Source organism: Priestia sp. TGN 0903, assembly GCF_050846855.1.
Lineage (GTDB): Bacteria > Bacillota > Bacilli > Bacillales > Bacillaceae_H > Priestia > Priestia zanthoxyli.
The window spans coordinates 419,072-441,120 of the sequence record NZ_JBOZGL010000002.1; the positions used below are offsets into that span (position 1 = coordinate 419,072).

Annotated in this window: 24 protein-coding genes, 1 tRNA gene and 1 riboswitch; of the genes, 17 read left to right on the top strand and 8 right to left on the bottom strand. The window is 39.0% G+C overall.

Features of this window, described 5'->3' with window-relative positions:
* The first annotated feature begins 34 nt into the window (after window positions 1-34).
* From ACRPLY_RS08525 to ACRPLY_RS08560, 8 genes are all read left to right on the top strand, one after another.
* Window positions 35-457: a hypothetical protein gene (locus tag ACRPLY_RS08525; protein WP_432231729.1), complete on the top strand. Its 423-nt coding sequence runs from the start codon at window positions 35-37 to the stop codon at window positions 455-457.
* 72 nt (window positions 458-529) lie between these two features.
* A complete protein-coding gene (locus ACRPLY_RS08530) occupies window positions 530-874 on the top strand; it encodes a hypothetical protein (RefSeq protein WP_432231730.1) in 345 nt (114 codons plus the stop codon).
* An 11-nt stretch (window positions 875-885) separates the two neighbouring features.
* Window positions 886-1,464 (top strand): hypothetical protein, encoded by a 579-nt coding sequence (locus ACRPLY_RS08535; protein ID WP_432231731.1) that lies wholly within the window; start codon window positions 886-888, stop codon window positions 1,462-1,464.
* 74 nt (window positions 1,465-1,538) lie between these two features.
* Window positions 1,539-1,640 (top strand) — tRNA-OTHER (locus ACRPLY_RS08540).
* A gap of 265 nt (window positions 1,641-1,905) precedes the next feature.
* Window positions 1,906-2,856: an ABC transporter ATP-binding protein gene (locus ACRPLY_RS08545; RefSeq protein WP_432231732.1), complete on the top strand. Its 951-nt coding sequence runs from the start codon at window positions 1,906-1,908 to the stop codon at window positions 2,854-2,856.
* Window positions 2,856-4,379 (top strand): ABC transporter permease/substrate-binding protein, encoded by a 1,524-nt coding sequence (locus tag ACRPLY_RS08550; RefSeq protein WP_045295022.1) that lies wholly within the window; start codon window positions 2,856-2,858, stop codon window positions 4,377-4,379. Before ACRPLY_RS08545 ends, ACRPLY_RS08550 begins: the two co-directional genes overlap by 1 nt.
* Before the next feature lie 168 nt (window positions 4,380-4,547).
* Entirely contained in the window at window positions 4,548-5,294 is a 747-nt protein-coding gene (locus ACRPLY_RS08555) for a TIGR02206 family membrane protein (RefSeq protein WP_432231733.1), read from the top strand.
* Window positions 5,295-5,434: 140 nt separating this feature from the next.
* Window positions 5,435-5,953, top strand: coding sequence for an NAD(P)H-dependent oxidoreductase (locus tag ACRPLY_RS08560; protein WP_028415029.1), 519 nt, complete (start codon window positions 5,435-5,437; stop codon window positions 5,951-5,953).
* A 27-nt stretch (window positions 5,954-5,980) separates the two neighbouring features.
* Here ACRPLY_RS08560 and ACRPLY_RS08565 read toward each other — a convergent pair whose 3' ends face one another.
* Both ACRPLY_RS08565 and ACRPLY_RS08570 read right to left on the bottom strand, forming a co-directional pair.
* Window positions 5,981-6,346, bottom strand: coding sequence for a hypothetical protein (locus ACRPLY_RS08565; protein ID WP_028415028.1), 366 nt, complete (start codon window positions 6,344-6,346; stop codon window positions 5,981-5,983).
* Between the two features lie 225 nt (window positions 6,347-6,571).
* Window positions 6,572-7,540, bottom strand: coding sequence for an LCP family protein (locus ACRPLY_RS08570; RefSeq protein ID WP_432231837.1), 969 nt, complete (start codon window positions 7,538-7,540; stop codon window positions 6,572-6,574).
* 312 nt (window positions 7,541-7,852) lie between these two features.
* Between ACRPLY_RS08570 and ACRPLY_RS08575 the strand changes: the two genes are divergently transcribed.
* The 3 genes from ACRPLY_RS08575 (at window position 7,853) to ACRPLY_RS08585 (ending at window position 10,506) form a co-directional block, all read left to right on the top strand.
* The gene (locus tag ACRPLY_RS08575) at window positions 7,853-8,527 is read left to right on the top strand and encodes a hypothetical protein (RefSeq protein ID WP_028415026.1); all 675 of its coding nucleotides are present in this window, start codon (window positions 7,853-7,855) and stop codon (window positions 8,525-8,527) included.
* 75 nt (window positions 8,528-8,602) lie between these two features.
* Complete coding sequence (locus ACRPLY_RS08580) at window positions 8,603-9,703, top strand: M24 family metallopeptidase (protein WP_033579912.1); 1,101 nt, start codon at window positions 8,603-8,605, stop codon at window positions 9,701-9,703.
* 224 nt (window positions 9,704-9,927) lie between these two features.
* Entirely contained in the window at window positions 9,928-10,506 is a 579-nt protein-coding gene (locus tag ACRPLY_RS08585; protein ID WP_325076613.1) for a suppressor of fused domain protein, read from the top strand.
* A gap of 41 nt (window positions 10,507-10,547) precedes the next feature.
* Here ACRPLY_RS08585 and ACRPLY_RS08590 read toward each other — a convergent pair whose 3' ends face one another.
* The 3 genes from ACRPLY_RS08590 to ACRPLY_RS08600 all read right to left on the bottom strand — a co-directional run bounded on the left by ACRPLY_RS08590 (window position 10,548) and on the right by ACRPLY_RS08600 (window position 12,759).
* A complete protein-coding gene (locus ACRPLY_RS08590; protein WP_033579913.1) occupies window positions 10,548-11,489 on the bottom strand; it encodes a DMT family transporter in 942 nt (313 codons plus the stop codon).
* On the bottom strand, window positions 11,486-12,166 hold the full coding sequence (locus ACRPLY_RS08595; RefSeq protein ID WP_028415023.1) for a GntR family transcriptional regulator: 681 nt from the start codon (window positions 12,164-12,166) through the stop codon (window positions 11,486-11,488). The genes ACRPLY_RS08590 and ACRPLY_RS08595 overlap by 4 nt, the downstream gene beginning before the upstream one ends.
* Window positions 12,167-12,240: 74 nt before the next feature.
* Window positions 12,241-12,759, bottom strand: coding sequence for an acyl-CoA thioesterase (locus ACRPLY_RS08600; RefSeq protein ID WP_028415022.1), 519 nt, complete (start codon window positions 12,757-12,759; stop codon window positions 12,241-12,243).
* Between the two features lie 150 nt (window positions 12,760-12,909).
* On the opposite strand from ACRPLY_RS08600, the gene ACRPLY_RS08605 reads away from it, so the two are divergent.
* Complete coding sequence (locus ACRPLY_RS08605) at window positions 12,910-13,902, top strand: D-cysteine desulfhydrase (protein WP_028415021.1); 993 nt, start codon at window positions 12,910-12,912, stop codon at window positions 13,900-13,902.
* 35 nt (window positions 13,903-13,937) lie between these two features.
* Here the strand turns inward: ACRPLY_RS08605 and ACRPLY_RS08610 are convergent, their stop codons facing one another.
* Together ACRPLY_RS08610 and ACRPLY_RS08615 are read right to left on the bottom strand one after the other, a co-directional pair.
* Window positions 13,938-15,287 carry a sensor histidine kinase gene (locus ACRPLY_RS08610; protein WP_033579914.1) on the bottom strand — a complete coding sequence of 450 codons (1,350 nt, stop codon included), beginning with the start codon at window positions 15,285-15,287 and terminating at the stop codon, window positions 13,938-13,940.
* The gene (locus tag ACRPLY_RS08615) at window positions 15,284-15,955 is read right to left on the bottom strand and encodes a response regulator transcription factor (RefSeq protein ID WP_028415019.1); all 672 of its coding nucleotides are present in this window, start codon (window positions 15,953-15,955) and stop codon (window positions 15,284-15,286) included. Before ACRPLY_RS08615 ends, ACRPLY_RS08610 begins: the two co-directional genes overlap by 4 nt.
* A gap of 222 nt (window positions 15,956-16,177) precedes the next feature.
* On the opposite strand from ACRPLY_RS08615, the gene ACRPLY_RS08620 reads away from it, so the two are divergent.
* Window positions 16,178-17,452 carry a S1C family serine protease gene (locus ACRPLY_RS08620; protein ID WP_034270556.1) on the top strand — a complete coding sequence of 425 codons (1,275 nt, stop codon included), beginning with the start codon at window positions 16,178-16,180 and terminating at the stop codon, window positions 17,450-17,452.
* Entirely contained in the window at window positions 17,449-18,351 is a 903-nt protein-coding gene (locus ACRPLY_RS08625; RefSeq protein ID WP_033579916.1) for a peptidyl-prolyl cis-trans isomerase, read from the top strand. The genes ACRPLY_RS08620 and ACRPLY_RS08625 overlap by 4 nt, the downstream gene beginning before the upstream one ends.
* Before the next feature lie 288 nt (window positions 18,352-18,639).
* Here ACRPLY_RS08625 and ACRPLY_RS08630 read toward each other — a convergent pair whose 3' ends face one another.
* The gene (locus tag ACRPLY_RS08630; RefSeq protein WP_028415016.1) at window positions 18,640-19,095 is read right to left on the bottom strand and encodes an Lrp/AsnC family transcriptional regulator; all 456 of its coding nucleotides are present in this window, start codon (window positions 19,093-19,095) and stop codon (window positions 18,640-18,642) included.
* Between the two features lie 120 nt (window positions 19,096-19,215).
* Here ACRPLY_RS08630 and ACRPLY_RS08635 point away from each other — a divergent pair, with 120 nt between their 5' ends.
* The 3 genes from ACRPLY_RS08635 (at window position 19,216) to ACRPLY_RS08645 (ending at window position 22,041) form a co-directional block, all read left to right on the top strand.
* Window positions 19,216-19,674, top strand: coding sequence for a carboxymuconolactone decarboxylase family protein (locus tag ACRPLY_RS08635; protein WP_028415015.1), 459 nt, complete (start codon window positions 19,216-19,218; stop codon window positions 19,672-19,674).
* Window positions 19,675-19,789: 115 nt separating this feature from the next.
* Window positions 19,790-19,934, top strand: a riboswitch (cyclic di-AMP (ydaO/yuaA leader).
* Between the two features lie 124 nt (window positions 19,935-20,058).
* The gene (locus ACRPLY_RS08640) at window positions 20,059-20,718 is read left to right on the top strand and encodes a potassium channel family protein (RefSeq protein WP_098999628.1); all 660 of its coding nucleotides are present in this window, start codon (window positions 20,059-20,061) and stop codon (window positions 20,716-20,718) included.
* A 3-nt stretch (window positions 20,719-20,721) separates the two neighbouring features.
* Window positions 20,722-22,041, top strand: coding sequence for a TrkH family potassium uptake protein (locus ACRPLY_RS08645; RefSeq protein ID WP_432231734.1), 1,320 nt, complete (start codon window positions 20,722-20,724; stop codon window positions 22,039-22,041).
* Window positions 22,042-22,049 lie beyond the last annotated feature (8 nt).

The following is a 22,049-nucleotide window of genomic DNA, read 5'->3' on the forward strand; positions in this document are numbered from 1 at the left end:
GATATTATTTTATTTCTAAAGGGGAATGAAAATTATGATGTTACAAGAATTTAAAAACAAAATTATTGAATCTGCACCACAAGAATGGACTTATGATGATGAAATGGGGTTATATGTATTCGAAGGTGATATTTCGATTACGATTGAAGCTGTTAGAAACAATGATGAAGATGATAGCTTCTTTGAACCTTGGGTAGAAACATATCCTGATACTCAAGCTTATAGAAAGATATTTAATTTGCGATATAATGGCTCAACAATTGAACAATTTTATACAGCTGCTGTAGACGGATATAGAATGTATATACCTTATCCCAGAAGAGCAGACATGACTATTTCTCAAGAACAGTATAGAATTGGTCTTGTAATTAATCAAATTAATACAGGATATAGTATGGAAGATTATTTAAGTACAGGTGGAATTACTGTTAGACCTGAATTAACAGTAAATAATTAATTTTAATTAAATGTATCAAAGCGTTCATTGAATTGAGCGCTTTTTATTTTGATAAAAAGGAGTGTGTTTTATATGATTACAAACTTACAACGCTTAGAAATGGAAACCAAAGGTATTAATATCGAACAGAATGAGTTAACTGTACATTTGTTAGAGAACGGGTTGCAGCCACATGACGAATACAATGCTACATCATCTACATCTAAGCGTAATATCTACAAATCAGCATTATCTATACTAGAAGGTATTGCTAATAACCCTCAAACTATGAAGAACTACACTATTGATGATACCTCTGTATCTTATTTCCACAATAACCTAATCACACGTATCCATGACTTAGAACGTAAAATTAGAGTGATGCAAGATGATGATACTAAAGACAGTGGTAACTTCTTCTTGCTGTTTAGTAATTAAGGGGTGAGTATATGTTTAATTTATTCGATTTCCAAGATGAAGATTTATCATTTCTGATTAACGAAACAGGTCAATCAGTAATAGTCAACGGTATTGCAGATAAAGTATTAATTACTAATAAGTCAATTGGGGAATTTGAAGAGCGTTACATACATTCACCTGAATTAATTAGTCGAGGTTCGTTAGTAGAATGGAATACTAATAAATATCTGGTAACCAGTGAAGCATTAGAAAAACGTGGTGGCAAGTATAAGGTTATTATGAGGAATTGCAATGGTTATATTGAAATCCCTAAATTTGAACAAGTATTAATTGGAGCTGATCCATACACAGGAAGACCAGTGTACGAAGAACAAGTAGTTGGAACTGACTATATATCAGCAATTGTAGATAAGAAAACATTATCCGTTTCAACAGATGAAGCAATTAATACAATTGATAATCAATTTATTATAAAGGTACAGGATAATGAAACTAATCGGGAGAAGTTTGTTTTAAACAGTGAATTTACTATGTATGATGAAACATGGACAGTTATGAATCTTAATTATTCAAAAGTTGGTATATTAGAAGTTAACATCAAATCTTAAGATAATAAATAAACCTCTTTACTTCCTAAAACAACCATATTATACTTGAATTAATCAAATTGAATCGTGAAGAGGTTAGTGAGTTTTAGGACTGCTAAACTTCTTGATACATAAGTATTTATGCTCGTCCTTGCATGGTAAGCAAGAGGTCGCAGGTTCGATCCCTGTCGCTAGCATACTCAAAAACCTTCTTTCTTGTTGAAAGAAGGTTTTTTTATTTGGATTGGCTTTAAATTTATTCTCCGAATTATTCTTCCCCGCCTTGTGAAAACTTTAACAGTTTGATAGCCTTATTAGGAGGCTGTTAGAAAACATGTGTATCTTTTCCACTATGTCTTATGAATCATATTTAGAAATATTCTTAAAAGAATGTTTATTGCCTCTAAGTATTGGGTACACGAAACTAGGGGTTAAATTTCAACAGGGAGTGTGAACGATAATTTGATTACGTTTAAGAATGTGTCAAAGCAATATCCAGACGGTACGACCGCCGTGAAAAATATTAATCTAGAAATAAAAGAAGGAGAGTTTTTCGTTTTAATTGGTCCGAGTGGATGTGGGAAAACAACCACCTTAAAAATGATTAACCGTCTTCATGATATTACCGAAGGAGAACTATACATAAAAGATAAGCTCGTATCGGACCACAACATACATGAGCTACGCTGGAACATTGGTTATGTGCTACAGCAGATTGCTCTTTTTCCTCATATGACCATTGCTGAGAATATAGCCATTGTACCGGAGATGAAGCATTGGAAGAAAAACAAAATCAAAACGCGTATTGATGAACTGCTTACCTTGGTAGGACTAGACCCAAAGCAATATCGAAACCGAAAGCCGTCTGAGCTCTCAGGTGGCCAGCAGCAACGTGTAGGTGTAGCACGTGCCCTCGCAGCTGATCCCCCCGTTATTTTAATGGACGAACCCTTTAGTGCCCTCGATCCGTTAAGCCGCGAACAGCTTCAACAAGATGTTATTAGCTTAAAAGAAAAAATCAAAAAAACATTTGTGTTTGTTACGCATGATATGAGCGAAGCCATGACGCTTGGAGATCGTATCTGCCTGATGAAAGATGGGGAAATTGTTCAAGTTGGCACCCCGGAGGAATTCATTCAAAAGCCTAAAAATGAGTTTGTAAAAACATTTATTGGAAATCAAGGAAATGCTTTATTTGAGACATTGGATATGTTTGTCAAAGAAAGTGAACAGCCAGACGTAGAACCTACTGAAGAGCTAGCTTCAACCGCCACTGTTCAGCAGGCAATGGACGCCCTTTACAACCATGAAGCAATAGCTGTGAAAAAAGGGAGCAAACGCATTGGCGTTGTAACGCGCAAAACTCTATTAGCGTTTCTTTCTGATAAAACGAAAGAAGGAGGAACGCTGTAATGAATGCACTAAGCACATTATTAGATCAACGAGGAGATGCCCTGTTTCAAGCTCTTCTTGAACACATTCAAATTTCAGTACTGGCTCTTGTGATCGCCGTATTAATTTCAGTGCCGCTTGGACTGTACTTAACGAGGCATGACCGCATTGCTGAACCGATCATTGGCGTAACAGCCGTACTGCAAACCATTCCTTCACTCGCTTTATTAGGATTACTGATTCCTCTTGTCGGAATTGGAACCTTTCCCGCGGTTATTGCACTGTTTTTATATTCGCTTCTTCCTATTGTACGAAATACATATACCGGAATTAAAGAAGTGGACCCATCTTTAATTGAAGCATCCAAAGCCATGGGGATGAACTCGTGGAGACGATTAATCAAAGTAGAACTTCCTCTAGCGCTTCCTGTCATTATGGCCGGAATTCGCACAGCGATGGTACTCATTATTGGTACAGCGACAATCGTGGCTCTTATCGGAGCGGGCGGACTCGGAAGCTTAATTTTGCTTGGTATTGACCGAAGCGATAATAGTTTGATTTTATTAGGAGCTATTCCAGCAGCATTATTAGCGCTTATTTTTGATGGAATTCTGCGAACGATTGAACACTCAGCAAAAAAAGGGTCCAAAAAACGCTCGTTCATTATGATTATCGTATTAATACTCATTCTTGTTTCTCCGTTTGCAGCGATGAGCGCAACAAAACCAGACCTTGTTATCGGAGGGAAAATTGGCGCAGAACAAGATATTTTAATTAATATGTACAAAGAATTAATTGAAGATCAAACCGACATGAAAGTAAATCTTCGTTCGTCGCTTGGAAAAACGGTATTTGTATTTGAGGCTCTGCGTAACAAGGAAATTGATTTGTACCCTGAATATACGGGTACAGCCATTGTGACGCATCTAAAGGAACAGCCGGACAGCAAAGATGAAACACAGGTGTACAAGCAGGCAAAAGAAGGATTTCAAAAGAAATTCGGCCTTGTCTATTTAGATCCAATGAAGTTTAATAATACGTACACATTGACCGTTACAAAAGAATTTGCTAAAGAAAATAATCTAACGACCATTTCAGATTTGGCAAATGCAACAGATAAAGTAAAAGCAGGATTTACGCTTGAGTTTAAAGATCGTGAAGACGGCTACGTAGGCCTTCAAAAAGAATATGGCCTTACCTTCCCGAATATTAAGACGATGGAGCCGAAGCTTCGCTATCGCGCTGTAGAAAAAGGCGATATTAACATGCTTGATGCTTATGCAACGGATCCTGAAATCAAACAGTTTGGTTTAAAAGTCTTAAAAGACGACCAGCAGTTCTTCCCACCGTATCAAGGAGCGCCTGTGCTTCGTGAAGATACGCTAAAAGAGCACCCTGAACTGAAAAAAATCTTAAATCAACTGGGTGGTAAAATCAGTGACGACGAAATGCGTGAAATGAACTATCAAGTAAACGCAAAAGGAAAAACGGCTGAAGAAGTCGCTCATCAATTCTTAGTGAAAAAAGGATTAATTAAAAAATAAAAATGAAGACAAAAAGATCCGAACGATTTATCGTTCGGATCTTTTTTTAGGCGTGATTTCGTTATGTTTCAATCTCTTTTTAATGTGAGAGAAGCGTTAATGAAAATGAGGTCTTATGAACAAGCTAAAGGTACCAAATTTGTTTTCTGATGGAGAGGAGGCGCCGTTATGAATTCATTTTTTACGTGTCATCCTGTACAACATTCTTTTCAGCTTTTTTCAGTTGAACATCTTGTAACTTTAGCCATTATTGTGATCATAGGAGCATTTATTTTTTTATGTCGAAAGCAGCTGCGAAAAAAGAGGTTTGCGTTCGTTTTGCTTTCACTCGTTCTAATTGCTTCAGAAACGGCCTACCAGGCTTGGGAAATCGGATGTCATCAGTGGTCCGTTGAAACTTCTTTGCCTCTTCAGCTGAGTGATATAGTCGTGCTGCTGGCTGCTGTTATGCTGATAACCAAAAGCAGATTTCTTTTTTATTTTGTGTACTTCGCAGGAATCAGCAGCTCTGTTCAAGCGATGATTACCCCAGACCTTGGCGGCTATGCGTATGCCCAGTTTCGCTATGTGCAGTTCTATGTATCGCATGGCGGTGTGGTACTTGCTTGCTGTATGCTAATTGCTGCCTGCAGATATGAGCCGACGTTTCGTTCTTTATGGGTAAGCGTAGTATTTGTTAATCTGTACGGAGGTTTTGTCTATGTCATGAATCGTTTACTTGGTGCGAATTATTTATACATGATGAAAAAGCCAGAGCACGCTTCCTTGCTGGATGTTCTTGGACCTCATCCTTGGTATTTAGTATGGATTGAAGGAATCATGATTCTTAGTTTTCTTGTCCTTTATCTTCCGTTTTGGGTACATAAAAAAATTAAAGGTGATAAAAGCAAAGTCAATTTTATTGAAGCAGAATGATAATACTGGTAATTTATAAGTGTAAACGAACTCGGATTTCCTGAAGGAAAAGGAAAGAATGAGTGAACAAGCCGTGAGAGGCAAGCGTAAAAAATAGAAAAGAAAAAAGCAAGCACAGACATCAGAAGGAGAGTATCAAAATGAAAACACTGGTTATTTTAGCGCATCCAAATCTAGCATCTTCTCGTATTAATAAAGCGTGGGCAGAGCGAGTAAAAAAAGAGGAGGATGTGTACGTTCATGATTTATACGCAAACTATCCCGATTTCAAAATTGATGTAGAAAAAGAGCAGGAGTTAGCTGTTCAATTCGATCGTATTGTTTTTCAATTTCCATTTTACTGGTACAGCTCACCAGCACTCTTAAAAGAGTGGCAAGATGTTGTTTTAACATACGGATGGGCTTATGGAAGCAAAGGTACTAAACTTCAGGGAAAAGAGTTTGTCGTAGCTACTTCGACAGGAGGCCCTGCAGAAGCTTATCAAGAAGGGGGATACAACCGTTACCCAATGAATCATCTGCTTCTTCCTTTTCAAGCTATGGCAAATTTAACAGGTATGAAGTTCCAAACTCCATTTTTATTTCAAGGAGCAGGCGGTGACCTGAGTGACAAAGTTATTCAAGATAGCGCAGAAAACTACGCTCAATTACTAAGATAATAAAAAAAGCCGCGTCAAAGCGGCTTTTTAATTTGCGTTTGTTCGTGAGAAAGAAGTAAGCAGCTTTTGAGGAGCAATATCTAATCCTTCAATCAGTAGTCCTGTCATAGCCGTTAGACTCCCGACTTCAAAAGATTCCCCAGCTCTCCAAAATGCTGATTCACCTTGTTTGATATAAATTTTCAGTCCGTTATCGCCAGCTACCCAGCCTTCCCCGTGAACGACTAAAAGAAGCTGTGGAATCGTAGCTTCTTGACGGGGGGTATAATCATTTTCTTGAAAAGATAAAAAGCTGATTTTGACATCTCCAGTATGAGAAAGTAATGGGTTTACTTTATAGGTAGAATGAAGAAAGGAACGCTCTTCTTCAGATTGAAAACCATATAATTTCATCATTTCATCTCCTTGACTAAAAAATATAAAAAAGAAGTCCTTCTCTTTTCATATACGCATACAGGAGAAAAAATAGAACTCCAAAGAAACAGCTGTTTTCTAGAAAACAACTCCATTTTATCTCCATTTTTTGTCGAAGCTGAAAATTTTTTGAAGGATAGGGAGGAAAAACAGAAGTTTTTTTGAATAGTATAAAAAAAGGTGTCCTCTAATGGACACCTTTTCCTAATTTAAAAATGACTGTAACGCTTGTTTGTTTTCTTCAAGGTCGATGCTTAAAACAGCACCAATACCGGATATTCGTTCATTTGAATAGGAACCTTCAACCGGTAAACGAAGAGATTTTAAATCTGGCTGATTTCCAACTAAAAAATCTTTTCCTATCACAATAAATGTTTTTGGCGGAATATTTGTATCCACATATGGATCAATGACACCCCATAGCTTAGGAGCTTTCGCCAGTGTCTTTACTTGAAGAGCTTCATCCATTAATTTACCAATCACTTCTTGTTGACGCTTCACGCGCCCGAAATCACTTTGGCTATCATGGCGGAATCGCACGTATCCTAGTAATTTATCTCCGTGAAGAGTTTGTTTTCCAGGTTTTAGCGTCATGCCAATTCCTGACGACATTTCATGTGGCACGGTAACCGTAATTCCCTCAGGGGCAATCGTATCGGCAACTTTAGAAAAACCTTTAAAATCAACAACGGCATAATAGTTTACATCTACGCCGAAATTTTCTTTAATTGTCTTACGCATTAATTCGGGCCCGCCAAATGCATAGGCTGAATTTAATTTGTTTTTGCCATGTCCAGGAATATCCACATATGAATCACGCATCAAAGAAACAATTTTAGGCTGATTGCTGTCTTTGTCATAATGAGCAATCATGATTGTATCGGCACGCGAATGTTCTTCACCGCGAGAGTCAATTCCGAGAAGCAGCACATTCATGCTATCTAAATTGGCACTTGCACCATTAAAATCAAACTGTCCATCTTTCCCAAAAGCTCCGTCTGCTTCTGCTAATCCTTGTTGGTATTGATAATACACATATGCACCAGCGGCGATTACAAGAATGAGAAAGAAAAGAAGTAGCTTTCTAAAGCGTTTCTTTTTTCTTTGCTTTTTTCTTTGCTTTTTTCTTTTATGTTGTTTACGTTCTGTACGTTCTTCCAAATGTCTCACCATCGCATTCAAAAATATTAATACTTTTTTGTCTAAAACCAATTATGCAAAAAATTATAAAACGACATAATAAAATTAACACTAAGGAATTAGATTAGCAAGTACGTTCACTAGTAAATCTGCGAAGACAGCTAAAATAAGAGAAGTGTACAAATAGAAGAAAGAGGAAATAAAGGTTATTTTTTTCGAGGATATTTGTTATAATCTATCATAGTTAGGGAAAAAGTTCTGTCTTTTAAGAAGGGTATAAGAGAAAAGTCTCTGTTTGTTGAGAATTAAATATAGGTCTAAGTGTAGAAAAAAGGAGTGAAGCGAATGAGTATATATGTGTCATCTTCGAACCTTGTGCTGATTCCAGAAGCGGCGTTAAGTCATTGGAAACCTTATGGCGCGGGGGAATTGACCGGAGCTATTATTTCAGGTAAGGATAGTGCTGAAATAATTAGAGAGCTTAATCAATCGTCTATTCTGCCTTTTACAAGTTTTTTCTATCGAAAGCATTTTGTTATTCTATTTGATAAAGAACAAGTGAAAAATCATTTTGAACAGCTGCTTTTATTATATAAATCTCAGGGCTATATTTTTTATTCTTCTACTTTATACGATGATCATTGGTCCCAGGTCCTTGAAGGAACCAAGCAGCTGCTAACGGTAAATGGACAAGTGGTACCGGTGCTTGAGCTTGAACAAAACGGTGAATTTGACGTTGTGCGTGATGAAGGTGGTCTTCACATTGTGATAGATGATGACGAAGACGAAGAGAAGCAGCTAGAAAAAAAAGTTCATGAGCTCCCGCTTGAAGAAGGTAGCTATTTTATTGGCGATCCGGGATTTGTTGAAAACCGAGACATGCTGGTAAAAGAATATTTTCCTAAAGGTACGTACGAATTTATTTATAGATACGGAGAAAATGGCTGGCTGATGAAAGTAAGTATTCAGCGAAAAGCGATTAAAGAGCAGCTTACTACTCTTCACGCGGCTTTGTCTTAACCTCTATTCATTGTACAATATTGCTAAATAACTATGTTATAATAGTAATATTGCACAATGAAAGGGGTTTTTTTAATGGAAGCACGTTTGCAAAAAGTCGTATCATGGCTGAAGGAAAAGAATGTAGAAACGGCCTTTATTTCGTCAACTGAAAACGTATTTTATTTAACTGGATTTCACACGGATCCGCATGAGCGTCTGCTTGGTTTATTTTTATTTAATGAAGCGGAGCCGATGCTTGTTTGTCCATCAATGGAAGTGGGTCAAGCAAAAGAAGCCGGCTGGAAATTTGACGTGATCGGATATGAAGACCATCAAAATCCTTGGGAACTTATTAAAGAAGCTTTACATAAACGAAACGTAATGGATGTGAAAAAAGTTGCTGTAGAGAAAGAGCAGCTGCTGTATGCGAGAGCTGAAGAACTGCTTAATTTATATCCAAATGCTGAGCTAGTCGGAGCAGAAGAGAAATTAAATCAGCTGCGTTTAATTAAAGATGAGCGTGAAGTTGAGATTCTGCAAAAGGCAGCTGCATTAGCTGATTTTGGCGTGGAAGTAGGCGTAGCTGCCTTAAAAGAAGGCGTTACGGAAATGGATGTTCTGGCTAAAATTGAATACGAGCTAAAGCGAAAAGGAATTCGTGAGATGTCGTTTTCAACGATGGTGTTATTTGGTGAAAAAACGGGAGAAGCGCACGGGAACCCAGGTCTTCGCACGTTAAAGCCAGGAGATATGGTTCTCTTCGATTTAGGTGTAGTGCTAGATGGATACTGTTCAGATATTACGCGTACAGTCGCGTACAAGTCGATTAATGATAAGCAAAAAGAAATCTATGAAACGGTACAGCGCGCCGAGCAGGCAGCTCTTGAAGCTTCCAAGCCTGGCACTCGCATTGGCGACTTGGACATGGTAGCACGCAATATTATTACAGAAGCAGGGTATGGAGAGTATTTCTTGCATCGTCTTGGTCATGGCCTTGGTATCAGCGTGCATGAGTTTCCTTCAATGAGCCGCAACAATGATGATGTGCTTCAAGAAGGCATGGTGTATACGATTGAACCGGGTATCTATATTCCAGGACTCGGAGGCGTGCGTATTGAAGATGATGTAATCATCACAAAAGATGGATACGAAACGTTAACGAAGTACCCAAAAGAATTACAAATTATTTCATAATAATGTCATGAAAAATAGAGGCTGCCATGGTGCAGGCTCTATTTTTTTATGGGAAAAGAAAAAATTGGTTAAGGTTTCTTGTTTGCTTCTTGAGACAATTTCATAGTATGTTACGAAACGATAACATTTCTATCACATTTTCTAAAAACTATATCGTAAGCGAGTGCGGTAGTATATGCTGTACAGTAGGGGACTTTTTAAGGTCGCAAGCAAGGAGGTTTTTTATGAGTAATTTTACAAAAGATGAAGAATTAATTATACATAAAGCAATAGATGTATTTGGTCAAAAGGACCGAATTGAAGATTATTCAGATGAACGAAAAAAGCATGGTATTCACGTTGTGGCATGTGAAAATCATCCGCGTCAAGACGTAACCGCGTATGCAACGCTCGGTGGATATCAATGTCCGACAGGTTATACAGTTGGAGGAATCCCGCTTCGAATTGAAATCGTTGGGGCTTGTCATGAGGAGTTCGGTATTTATTCTGCTATTTTAGCAAACTGTATTTTCCATATGATGAAATCTCATGTCTCCATTTTCCCAGGAGCTATTTATAAAGACGTTATTGCAGTCCTTGATGACAGCTTTCATATGCAGCACATTTTGCTGATTCCGCCGTTTTTATGGGATAATTTTTCAACGATTGAACTATCTGATAAAAAAGTAACGTTCCTGCAGGCCGTTCCGATTTCAGAAAATGAACGTGCTTTTGCACTTGAGTACGGAGTAGATTCGTTGCTAAGCCGCTTTGATGCTGAGCAGGTTAATGTCTTCAATTTAGAAAGAAGATCTGTTGTATAAACGAAAAGAGCGCCGACTGAGACGCTCTTTTTTGTTATTGATTAGTAGGTCAATTCTTTTTGAGGTATAGCTTTTTTATGACTCGTTTGGTAGCTGTGAAGCACCATGCCTGATACGATAACTCCCATTCCAACCCAAGAAAGAATCGATGGCAAAGGACTTGATAGAAGGAAGACCTCTCCTAGCAGGGCAAATAAAACTTCCATCGATTGTGTAGCTTCAACTGCACCTAACTTGTGAGAATCTTTTTTCACAAGGTCAGTTGCCGCAAAAAATAAAACCGTTGCACACACTCCTGAAAGTAAAGCAACTAAACTGCTTTGATACATCTGAGTTGGTTTTGGTAGTCCATCGGTCAAGTAGGCATAGACAGAAAGAATAATCCAAAACGGCAGGCTTGAAAGCGTCATTCCAAGCACGCGCTGAAACGTATTAAGCGACGACAGCTCCATCATCTTACGGTTGCCAAGCGGATACGCAAAAGACGCAATTAAAATGGGAATCGTACAAAGCAAGGCAGTAGCCGCCGACAGTTCAGTCGCATGCTCAAGCTGCATGAGCACAACTCCTATTAAAATAATAAACGAAAAACCTAGCTGCTTGAAAGGAATGGCTCCTCGCTTTTTTCCTTCCTTGTAAAACAAAGGAGCTAGGAGAGACCCCGATAAAATCGTGATTTGCCAAGTTCCTGCAATAAGCCAGCCGGGACCGTAGGCGGAAGCAAAACAAAGAGGAGCGTAAAATAAGCCAAATCCGACCGTGCTCCATAGCAGCCATTTTTGCGGCTGGGCTTTTATTTCTGCCACCACAGGTTTGATGCCACCCCAAAAATAAACAAGCATAAGCAAAAGAGGTACCATAAAAAAATAGCGCAGAGATGCGCTCCACGCCCAGCTGCCTCCAGATAAATCCATCGCTCGATTTAAAACGAATGTAAAAGCAAAAAAGAATGATGCAGCAACGCCTAATAAAAGAGGCTTCACTTTGCTTCCTCCTCACTTGTCAGCGCTTCACCTAGTGTCAGCCAGTTTGTTTCGACAAGCTGTGATGTCAGTGCGGAATCTTTTTGACGGCAAGCATTTATGATTTCTTTGTGCTGATCAACGGAAGCAAGGCTAGCAAGAGAAGAAAAGCGAGCGATTTCCAGACGTTGAATTTTGGCGCTTGTTTGTTTTACAACACGTTCTAGCTCTAAATTATTCGCTCGGTTTAAAAAAACGGAATGAAATGCTTCATCCGCTTCGATCGCTTTCAGTACATTTCTTGTTTTGATTGCATGTTCTAGAGATTGATTATGTTTGATTAGTTCGCCCATATCTTCTTCTTGCAATGAAGTACAAGCCAGCTTAGCAGCAAGTGCATGAAGAGCTGCGACGACAATAAAGGATTGTTTTGCCTCCTCAAGGTTTAATGGAGCCACTTTTGTAGAAGAACCAGGTGTCGTTTGTACAAGGCCTTCATCTTCGAGCCTTTTTAATGCTTCTCGAACAGGAGTGCGGCTAACTCCAAATTGCTCAGCCAGTTCTTTATCCTGAAGCTTTTGTTCCGGCTGAAATTCAAGCATAACGATATTGTGTTTAAGTGTTTGATAGACTTCCTCCCGTAGGGAAAGTCGTTTGAGAGGTTGAATGTTATTTTTCATAAAACCAATATATCGCATATCACATTAAATAACAATGTGAAATCTAAAAAACTTCGTCTAAAAAGCAGACAGCTGCTTTTTAGATGAAGAGCTTAATTACTGCTGCGCAAAGATTTAGATAAGATGCGCGCAATTGCTTTGCTGTGCTCAACCTGCGTTTTTTTGGACTCTTTTCGTTCAAGAGCTACTTTTTGAAGGCTTTTTTCTTCTTCAGTTTGAGCAATAACTTGAGGAACGGGAGCAGGCTTCCCATTTTCTAATGCGACGAAGGTAAGAAAAGAAGTAGCAGCAATACGTTTAATGCCCGTTAACAAATTTTCGGCAATGACTTTAACAAAAATAATCATGGAACTTTTTCCTGTGACAACAACGAATGCCTCATATGAAATAAAATCTTCTTCTGTGACGGGCTCGATAAAGTCAACATGATCAATGGAAGCTGTAACACACGACTTTCTGGAATGTTTAGCTGCTGAAAGAGAAGCCGTCATGTCCATGTCAGCGACAATTTTGCCGCCAAAAAGGGTGTGGTGATTGTTTAGGTCATTTGGAAAAATGTGCTGTGATTTGACTACTCGTGAGACGCTGCAAAGTACTGCTTTTTCACTCATTGAAAACACTCCTTCAAACTGTTTATATGGTTTAATGTATGTTGACTACTTGTTCTTATGTATACAAGTTATAGAAAGCCCTTTCGTAAAAAGCTCTTCAAAAGCTTCTATATGGTAAAATAGAACAAATATGAAAGAGAGGATGAGAGCATGAACTTAACGCAATTTTCTAGAAGAAAATATACGGATTCCCCTACACCTTTAGAAAAGCTATCGGTTTTATCTCAGCAGTTAAACGGACCTTCAATTTATATGAAGCGCGATGATATGCTTGGACTGACAGGGGGCGGAAATAAGACGCGTAAGCTTGAATATCTAGTAGCTGATGCAAAAGCACAAGGGGCAGACGTGCTTGTAACGTGCGGTGCGATACAATCCAATCACTGTCGTTTGACGCTTGCTGCTGCCGTAAAAGAGCAAATGAAATGCGTGCTCGTATTAGAAGAAGGGGAAAATAAAGCAAGTGATCAGCCGACGGGAAACTATTTTCTTTATCATTTATTAGGAGCTCATGACATGCGGTTTGTCGCTGAAGGTTCGGATTTGACAGCGGAAATGGAAAAAGTAGCGCGCGAGCTAAGTGAAAAAGGTCATAAGCCGTACCTAATCCCCGTAGGAGGTTCAAATGTTATCGGTGCAACAGGCTATGCTGCCTGCGCACAGGAGCTGCTTATGCAAAGCTATGAGCAACAAATAAAGCTTAGCCACGTAGTTTGCACAAGCGGAAGCGGAGGCATGCACGCAGGGCTAGTGGCAGGCTTTCAAGGCCTTCAAAGCGGGGTGTCTGTTATTGGAATGAATGTGAGTCGTGCTAAAGAAGAGCAAGAGATGAAAGTTGCCAAGCTGACGAGTGAACTTTATGATCATTTACATAGCAAAACGCCTTTTAAAAAAGAAGATATTGTTTGTATGGATGAATATGTCGGTCCAGGCTATGCTGTTCCAACAGAAGAGATGGTGGAAGCAGTCAAACTTGTGGCCGGTACGGAAGGAATTTTATTGGATCCTGTGTATACGGGAAAAGCGATGGCCGGCCTGATTGATTTAATTCGAAAAGGTTATTTTAAAAAAGATGAGAATGTGGTGTTCATTCACTCGGGGGGTTCACCAGCTCTTTATGCATATACATCGGTTTTTTCATAAAAAAGCAAGGGAGTCGACTCCCTTGCCTTTTTAGTTTATATAGGAATAGTAAGTGAAAACGTCACTCCGGCGTCTGTGTTTTCAGCCGTAATGGCTGCATCGTGCATCGTAACAATACGCTTTACGATACTTAGGCCAATACCGAATTCACCGTTTGCTCCTTTTTTAAACGGTTCAAACAAGTGTTGAAGCACGCTTTGATCAATCGGCGGACCATCGTTGCTGATGGTACATTGAACGTTCGTTTGGTGTTTAGCAAGTGAAAGTGAAACCTTCGTATCAGCATAGCGCAGCTGATTGTCGAGTACATTTTCAAGGACTTTTGTCCACAGCTCTTTGTCTCCTTTAATCGTTGCATTTACGTCGTCAAATTCCCACTGTATTTCAGGGCGCCTCCACCGCAAGCGATCCACTACTTCATGAAGAAGTGCAGTAAAATCAAAGTCGTCTTGTGCAAGCTGGTGAGTGGACATATAGTCAAGCTTGGTCAAGTAAAGCAAATCGCGGATTTTTTTCTCAAGATTTTTGGATTCATCTTCAATGACTTTTACCGTTTGGGATAAATCACCTTTTGGATAAATGCCGTCTTGAATCGACTGAGCGTAGCTTTGAATAACCATTACCGGTGTTTTTAAATCATGTGAAATATTTTGAAGCAGCGTTTGCTGTGCTTCATCTTTAGATACGAGCCTTTTGCGCATTTGCTCGATGGACGCGCCTAGCTTGCCGATTTCATCGGAACGGTTGACTGTAACAGGTTCATGCCAATTTTGTTCAGCGATTTTTTTTACATCTTTTTCAAGCGATACAAGCGGCTTGCTTAAGTATCTTGATAGCCAAATAGATGGAAGCCAGCTGAATAGAAATACAATTGAAATGACAAGAAGCAGCTGTTTAAAAAGAGTAGAAGTGAGCGCGTTGCGATACGTATCCCACGAAAATGAAAGTAAAAAAGCAGGCTGTCCGTTTACGCTTACTTTTCGAATCACATAAAAAAGCGTCCGGTTGCCGAGATCTTTTTCATAGCGAGCGACGATTTTCCGCTGACTGATTGCATCTTCCTGTGCTTTTCTCAAAAAGTCTTGAGGCAACACCCGTGATGAAAAATAAGAGATATCCGCATGTTCAGGCAATAAAATATGATCCACGGTTCGATTGCCAAGCGTTGGTTCACTGTCTTCATTGCTAAAGTAGTATTCACCTGAGCGGCTTGGCAGGCCGTATTCTTTTAAAATATGCTGTTCATTTTCAATAGTGGTATAAATTTCATTCGTGAAGAACTGCCTGAGCGTCGTTGGGAATAAAATAGCGAGCAAAATTGAAATGAGCAGTAAAATACCCGAGATGACGAGCCAAATTTGAAATGCAAGCGACTTGTTTTTCATGCTTTCATCATCCGGTATCCGTATCCGTAAATCGTTTCAATTCGTGCTTGCGGCATTTTTTTACGCACGCGCCTCACTAAATCATCCACCACTCGGTCTGTGCCGAAATAATCTTCTCCCCAAATGAGATTCAACAGCTGCTCCCTTGAAAAAGCCTGTCCAAGGTCTTTTGAGATAGTGACAAGAAAATCAAATTCTTTAGACGTCAAATCAATCGGCTTTCCATTTTCACTGACTGTACGCGTATGTAAATCGATTTCATAAGGAGTCAGCGTAATGGTATCGGTTTTCTTTTGATTGGAACCATATACGAGGTTTAGCAGTTTGTTTGCTCGAATAACTAGTTCACGAGGCAAAAAAGGCTTTGATAAATAGTCGTCGCTGCCCATTTCAAGTCCAAGAACCCGGTCAATATCGGCATCGCGTGCTGAAATGAAAATAACAGGCACATGTGGCGTTTGCTGCTTGATTTCGCGAATGAGCTGATACCCGTCAATATCAGGCAGCATAATATCTAAAATCCACAGGTGCGGAGGAGTTGCAATCATTTCTTTTGCGTCCGTGCCGTTAAAAAATGAGCGAACGTCCCAGCCTTCTTTTTGAAGGTAAAGGGTTAAAACTTCGTTTAAATTTTGTTCATCCTCTACTAAATATAGTGTAAAGCTCAAATTTGACACCTTCCTCTGAATATATGAAAATTAAGGTAAATAAAGCATATTGCGCCATCTATGCGCGTTTCTTTAAAGGTTTATGTACCCGCTATTATACTACGTGTTTGCTGTTATAAAGAAATTTTTCACAATTTCACATATTGTTTTGATACTTATCCCAAACTTTTATTTTATAGTATAGATAACATAAAATTTGCTACGTTAAAAGGAGTGATTTTCATGGATCCACGTGATTATGAAAGAGAGGAAGAACGAAAAGAAGAATATGAAAACCGCCAGCGGCGCTATGATCAGTATCAGCCTGCGTCATCATCACAGCCTCCAAAAAGACGCTTATTTCCAGTGATCGCATCTTCCATCGCGGGAGCAGTGCTAGGGGGAGGAATTGTGCTATACGGCGCTCCGCAGCTAGGGTTAATGGATTCAGCGGATACGCAAACAGCGAATCAAACAACGCAGACTCAAACGGCAACAACAACGAGCACAACGCCTCGAACAGTAAGCACAACCGTGAATCAGTCAGATCTTGTTTCAGTTGTAAATAAAGTATCAGCTGCTGTTGTAGGCGTGAACAATATTCAACAGCAAACAAATCCATTTTCTGGAGATACCCAAACGCAAGAAGCAGGAACGGGTTCCGGTGTTATTTTCAAAAAAGAAAATGGAAAAGCCTACGTTGTGACTAATAACCACGTTATTGACGGCGCAAGCGAAGTAGAAGTGTCACTTTCAAACGGACAAAAAGAAAAAGCTAAAATTGTCGGAGCTGACGCGCTAACGGATTTAGCGGTGCTTGAAATGTCCGACAAAAATGTTGAACAAGTGGCGAAGTTCGGAAAATCATCAGATTTAGTGGCGGGTGAAACGGTTCTTGCAATCGGAAACCCTCTTGGTGAACAATTTTCTCGTACGGTCACACAAGGTATCGTGAGCGCAGCAAAACGCTCTGTCCCTATTTCAGAGAATTGGAACGTAGATGCAATTCAAACGGATGCGGCGATTAATCCAGGAAACAGCGGCGGTGCCTTGATCAATTCTTCCGGTGAAGTAGTTGGTATCAACAGTATGAAAATTTCAGAAGACAATGTAGAAGGAATCGGCTTTGCTCTTCCAAGTGATGAAGTGCAGCCAACAATTGAACAGCTGATGAAAAACGGAAAAATAACGCGTCCATATATGGGGGTAGGTCTTCAAGATGTAGGTCAGCTTTCAGCTGCAACAAAACAAGATCAGCTAGGCCTAACAAGCGATACGTCTGAAGGAGTTGTCGTAACGACGGTTGAACCATTCTCTTCTGCTTCTGATGCTGGTTTACAATCAAAAGACGTGATTGTTGCCATCGATGGAAATGAAGTCAAAACATCCAGTGATTTACGTCAATATCTATACACAAAACGCAAAGTAGGAGACACGGTAAAATTAGACGTGTACCGAAATGGAAAAAAACAAACTATTTCTCTGAAGCTTTCAGAGCAGCAGGATAACAATGGATGAGTTCAGCACCGTTAAAGCTGCTGCTAGCAGTATTAACAGCGTTCGGATTTTTAACAGGCTGCGGAGGGAAGCATTCAAACACGATGTTTCCTTCTGTAGAAATTAGTCAGCTATCTTCTGCTAAAGAAGTGGCAGCGTATGAAGGAGGAAAGGTGACAGGAGCTGAATTCAATCGTTTTTTAGCAGTTGAAGGGTTCTTAAATCCCGATGCTCCGCTAAATGATACAAGCTACCGCAAAGAGTTGTTGCGGCAGCTTGTCATGCAAAAAATCTTAATTTCGCATCTAAAGACAAGTGACAGGGTACAGAAAAAAGTCGAGGATATGTGGAAACAAATCAAACGTTCATATGACGAAGATACAAGAAAACAAGGCTATGAAGTCTTGCACATTCGTTCTAGCGATGTAACTAAACAGCTAATAAATCAGTTTAAATTAGAAGAATATTTCCGTAAACAAATTACGTCTGATGAACTAGACGCTTACTATACACGTATTGAGAATGATGTAACGCGCGTATCTTTTTCGCAGCTAACTTTTACAACTTTACATGATGCTGAGACCGTTGCGGCTGAGCTGCAAAAAGGAACATCGCTTCAAGACGTTCAAAAAAAATATGCTGATGTCCAGACCATCAGCAAAATAGAGAATGATGATAATCTAAAGCTTTCGAATCTATCTCCCTCTTTTATAGATGTTTTAAAAAAACAGCACATTGGAGAGTGTAGTAAGCCCATTAAAATGGGTAAAGTCTATTATATTCTTATTTTAAAACAAAAAGATAAAAAAACGGAATCAGAAGTCAAAGAAGAAATGATGAAAGAACTTGTTTTGAATCATATCAACCGGTATATCCAGGATCAACTGCCAAGGTTTCACGTGACTTTTAACCTTAGGTAGTTCCCTTTTATATAGATTGATTGTTTTCAAAAAACAAGCAGGTAAAAGAGCTTTCTATTAATAGAGAGCTCTTTTACATTTTTAAGTAGACAGAAATGTCGGTACCTGATAGAATGAAGTTGTAAAACTTTCATTATTCGGAAAATTTATACCCTCCAGCTTTGGAGGGTTATTTTTTATGCTTTTGGACGAATAAAAGAGGCTAGGACAGAAGTAGTTTAGTGGAAAGAAGATCCGAACGATGAATCGTTCGGATCTTTTCGTTAGTACGGTGAACGTATGTTTCAATCACTTTTCATCTTTTAAATGACTCAATAATGCAGAAGACATCTCCACGTGAGAAAGGGCGATGTGTGAAATCGTTTTGGCATAAGGTGTAATTTCGTTAATAAATTGCTCGAGTACGTGCAGGTGAGGAAGCTGAAGCTTTGTAATGAAGCAAGCCTGTCCGGCGATGCGTTCACAGAATAAAGCATAGGGATACTGAGAAATAAATCTTTTAAAACGCTCGTGCTCTCCGTTTTTCATGGTTACTTCAATAAAACACGAGACGGGCAACTGCAGCTTTTCATAATCAATATCGATTGTATATCCTTTTATAATACCAAAGCTCTCTAGCTGTCTTACTCGCTCTGCCACTGAAGGAGGAGACAGGTTAATTTGTTTTCCTAGCTCTCTTAAGGAAAGACGGCTGTTTTGCTGCAGTGCCTGCAAAATCGATAAATCAATTTCATCAATTTTCAATTGAAAACCTTCTTTCATATTAATGTTTCATTTGATTAGTAACAGCAGATAATATGTTTTATTTGTTATCTGAAATCTCCATTTTTCTTACTATAATAATTAAAAAGGAGTGAGTAAAAAATGGCAAGAGTTTTGTTAACAAACGAAGAGGGAACAAATTTTGAAAAAGCACTGAATTTAATTCCAGATGTAAAAAGGTTGTATGATGAGCTATACGACAAGCTTTGGAACAGTGATATAGTAAAAAGAGAGACTAAGGAAAAAATCAGGCTTTATCTAGCAGGTGTTAACGGCTGTGAGACGTGTATGAGCATGTCATATGTAGGCGATAAGACGCTTAATCAAAAAGTGTTAAGAGAAAAAGAGCTGGAAGAAAAAGATCGACTGCTGTTTCGATTTATAGATGTATACCGAGTGCGTCCAAGGGATTTGACGGATGCTGATATGGATCAATTAAAGAAATTTTACAGTGATACGCAGCTATTAGAGCTTTTGGCCGTTATTAATTTGTTTGATCAATTTCACAAACTGATTGTCAGTTTAGATTTATATGATTTTTGCAGTTTGCAGCGCAAGTGATGTCTTCCCTAAAAATATCTTGACAGACAAAATCCACAGGAGTAAGATAGCTTTCGTGAAGTGAAACGTATCATGAATCGAATCGATTATTCTAAAAAATAGATCATAGACATTTGAATAAAAATCGCTTAATCCATTACGGAGCGGAGGACCCATTATTTACGCACATATTGTGCTCCGGGGTGAATCCTTAAAAAGGTAGGGTTACTCTTAAAACCCGAACCCGACAGCTAACTTCGCAAGCGTTTTGAGGGGGAAGAGTGTGAAAAAACACAGGAGCCTTCCTGTGTTTTTTTGCGCTTTTTTTAAGAAAAACATGTAATTTTTTAGAAAAAGTATAAGCTAAGAGAACACACAGCAGTTGAAGAAAGGAATAAATACATTATGAAAAAACAGTTTGCTGTATTGGGATTAGGTCGTTTTGGAGGCAGTTTGGTTGAAGAGTTTGCTAATTTGGATGTGGATGTGCTCGCTATTGACCGCAATCAGGAGGTAGTAAAGAAATATAGCAACTCAGCTACATATGTCGTGCAAGCGAACGCAATTGATGAAGCTAGCTTAAAAGGGCTAGGCATTCGTAACGTTGATCATGCTCTTATTTCGTTTGGAGACGATATTGAAGCAAGCGTGCTTGCAACGATGCTTTTAAAAGATATGGGCGTTAAGCAAGTATGGGTAAAAGCGGTGAATATGTATCATCAAAAAGTGCTGGAGAAAATAGGAGCGGACAAAGTCATTCATCCTGAGCGCGATATTGCGAAGCGGATTGCTCATCACGTGGTGTCAGAAAAAATTATTGACTATATTGAACTGTCTAAAGACTATAGTATTGTTGAAATTGTCGCTTCTAAGAAACTTCATAATAAAACGCTGTTTGATTTAAATATTCGTGCAAAGTACGGCTGTAATATTATCGGTTTTCAGCGAAAAGACGGGGAAATGGTGATTTCGCCTACGGCGCATGAAACAATTGAACAAGGAGATATGCTGATTGTTATCGGACATAATCGCGATTTAAACCGTTTTGAAGAAGAAGGAGTTTAACTTATGAAAAAAAAAATTGTTAGGCTTACGCCGCCGCAGCTGCTTGTCTCCATTTTTGGCGGAGGAATTATTATTGGTGCTCTTTTATTAATGATGCCTTTTTCTACTACTGAGCCAATCCGGTGGGTAGACGCCCTTTTTACATCTACTTCCGCTATGACAGTGACCGGCTTAGCCGTCGTAGATACAGGTACGCGTTTTACCGTCATCGGTCAAACGATTATTATGCTGTTAATTCAAATAGGCGGTCTTGGCATTATGTCATTTGCCGTGCTGATTTTTATGATGCTAGGTAAAAAAATTGGATTTAAAGAGCGTATGCTCGTTCAGCAGGCATTAAATCAAACGAGCGTCGGCGGAGTTGTCCTGCTAGTTAAAAGGCTGTTTATCTTTTCATTTTTAATTGAGTTTGTTGCACTTATCTTTTTAGCGATACGCTGGGTTCCGGAATTCGGATGGTCTAAGGGGCTATTCTTTAGCTTGTTTCATTCAATTTCAGCTTTTAATAACGCAGGGTTCGGACTATTATCTGACAGCTTAGTTCAGTATGTAGGAGATCCCGTTATTAACATAACGATTTCCTTTTTGTTTATTATTGGTGGGTTAGGATTTACCGTTCTTGCTGATATGTGGGTAAAAAAATCGTATAAAAAACTAACGCTGCATTCAAAAATTATGATTATCAGCACGTTTGCCATTAACGTGATTGCCATGCTTTTTATTTTTTTCTTAGAGTACGGCAATTCACATACACTTGGAAGTTTGTCATTAGGAGACAAAGTGTGGGCGTCTTATTTTCAAGCGGTAACAACACGCACAGCAGGTTTTAATAGTATCGATATAGGAAGTCTACATGATTCCACTATATTTTTAATGGTTATGTTAATGTTCATAGGTGCAGGAAGTGCGTCAACAGGAGGAGGTATTAAACTAACAACGTTTGTGGTGATTGTCTTTTCTGTATGGGCATTTTTACGAAGCAGGGAAGATATTGTGCTGTTAAAGAGACGGCTTCTTCCTCTTCATGTGTTTAAGGCACTAGCCATTACGATGATTTCGATTATGTTTGTGTTTGGGGCCATCTTCCTGTTAAATATTTCGGAAAACCTGCCGTTTGTAAAAATTATGTTTGAAGTTGTTTCTGCGTTTGGAACAGTAGGTTTATCGATGGGAGCGACTCCTGAACTTTCGTACTTTGGACGCGTGATTATTATCTTTATCATGTTTTTAGGAAAAGTGGGGCCATTAACGCTTGCGTTTTCATTATCTAAGCAAAAGCGTGAAGCCGTTCGCTATCCAAACGAAGATATAATGCTAGGATAGAAAAATCG